General features: G+C 67.3%; 2 protein-coding genes and 4 tRNA genes. All 6 read left to right on the top strand.

The features are described 5' to 3' along the window. Nucleotides 1–272: sigma factor-like helix-turn-helix DNA-binding protein (locus E1264_RS42510; RefSeq protein WP_279492169.1), on the top strand; the 272-nt coding region annotated here is incomplete at its 5' end. 185 nt (nucleotides 273–457) lie between these two features. Beyond that, a tRNA-Ser gene (locus tag E1264_RS42505) sits at nucleotides 458–542 on the top strand. After that, a tRNA-Met gene (locus tag E1264_RS44340) sits at nucleotides 543–616 on the top strand. 21 nt (nucleotides 617–637) lie between these two features. Continuing rightward, a tRNA-Arg gene (locus E1264_RS42500) sits at nucleotides 638–711 on the top strand. A gap of 2 nt (nucleotides 712–713) precedes the next feature. Continuing rightward, nucleotides 714–785: transfer RNA gene (locus E1264_RS42495), tRNA-His, on the top strand. A gap of 85 nt (nucleotides 786–870) precedes the next feature. Continuing rightward, the coding region (locus E1264_RS42490) for a glycoside hydrolase family 3 N-terminal domain-containing protein (RefSeq protein WP_279492168.1) at nucleotides 871–1,546 on the top strand (676 nt) is incomplete at its 3' end.

Genomic DNA, 1,546 nt, shown 5'->3' with positions numbered 1-1,546 from the left:
TTCGTGGCGTGGCACTGCGAATGGGTAGGAGCACCGGTTCGTTCGTCCCCGGGTCGGTGGGGGAGCGGGCGCGTCCGGCGGTGGTCGCCCGGGCCTTCCAGGCGTTGCCGCCGGCGCATCGTGAGATCTTGGCCGAGACCGTGTTCAGGGACCGTTCGGTCAATGAGGCCGCGGCCTCGCTCGGGGTGCCGGTCGACGTGGTCAAGCTCCGCGTCTACCGCGCGCTCCGTGCGTTGAACGCCGCATTGGACGGCTGCGGTGCCGGCCGGTAAATGGTTTGCCGGGACGGGAACCGTCCCGGCATGATGGGCGTCGCAAGGAAACGAGACCGGGAGGGGCAGGGACATGCGTCGTCGAATGCATAGCAGTCTTCTCGGTCTCGGGAGCCGTTCCAGGACGTGAAACGCCCGTTCTGACGCCGGCCGCCCGTGCATCGCTGGCGGTTTCTGTTTTTCCCGGAGGGTTGGCCGAGCGGGAAGGCAGCGGTTTGCTACGCCGTCGTCAGGGTCACCCCTGCGCGAGTTCGAATCTCGCACCCTCCGCACCGGGTGGGGACGCTGGTGTGTCCAGCGGTTTCATAAGCCGCGGCAGGCAGGTTCGATTCCTGCACCGGTATGCGAGAACAATTGAACATCGAGTCTCCGTGGCGCAGTTGGAGAGCGCGCCGGGTTGCGGACCCGGAGGTCGCAGGTTCGAGTCCTGCCGGAGATGCGGCTTCCGTGGTGTAGTGGTCTGCACGCCAGGTTGTGGTCCTGGAGGTGTCGGTTCGATCCCGATCGGGGGCCCTGCGGCGATTTGTCGATGATAAATTGCCGAGGCGCTGGCTCCTGGGTTGTGTTGCATTGGAGCGATGCCGGAAAAGCTTCCCGCATGTTCAGCTCTTCCGTGATGTTCCGGCTTCTGGCGTCTGGTTTGGCGGGTGCGCTCGTGCTCGCCGCTCATGGGGGTCCCGTCGGGGCTGACTCCACGCCCTATCTCGACCCGCGGCCGGCCGTCGAGGACAGGGTGGACGATCTTCTCGGCCGGATGAGCCTGGACGACAAGCTCGGACAGATGACGCAGCCCGAACGCAGGTTCGTCACGCCGGAGGAGATCACCCGGTACGGGATCGGGTCGGTGCTGTCGAGCGGCGGGTCGGCGCCCAGCCCGAACCGGGCGGAGAAATGGGCGGACATGTACGACCGGCTCCAGCGGGCCGCCCTCGCCGGGCCGCTGCGCGTCCCGATCATGTACGGGGTGGACGCGGTGCACGGCCACAACACGGTCGTGGGCGCGACGATCTTCCCGCACAACATCGGGCTCGGCGCGTCCCGTGACGCGGATCTGGTCCGCGAGATCGGCGCGGCGACCGCCGAGGAAATGGCGGGGACCGGGCTCGACTGGGATTTCGCGCCCTGTGTTTGTGTTGTCCGCAACGATCGGTGGGGGCGGACGTACGAGTCGTTCGGTGAGGTGCCTGGGGTCGCGGCGAGGATGACGACGGCCATTGAGGGGCTGCAGGGAGAAGAGCTGGGTGGGCCTGCGTCTGTGATGGCCACTGCTAAGC

Source organism: Actinomadura sp. KC216 (assembly GCF_004348535.1).
GTDB lineage: Bacteria > Actinomycetota > Actinomycetes > Streptosporangiales > Streptosporangiaceae > Spirillospora.
Note: the sequence above shows the minus strand (reverse complement) of the source record. Positions and strands in the feature narration are given on the sequence as shown.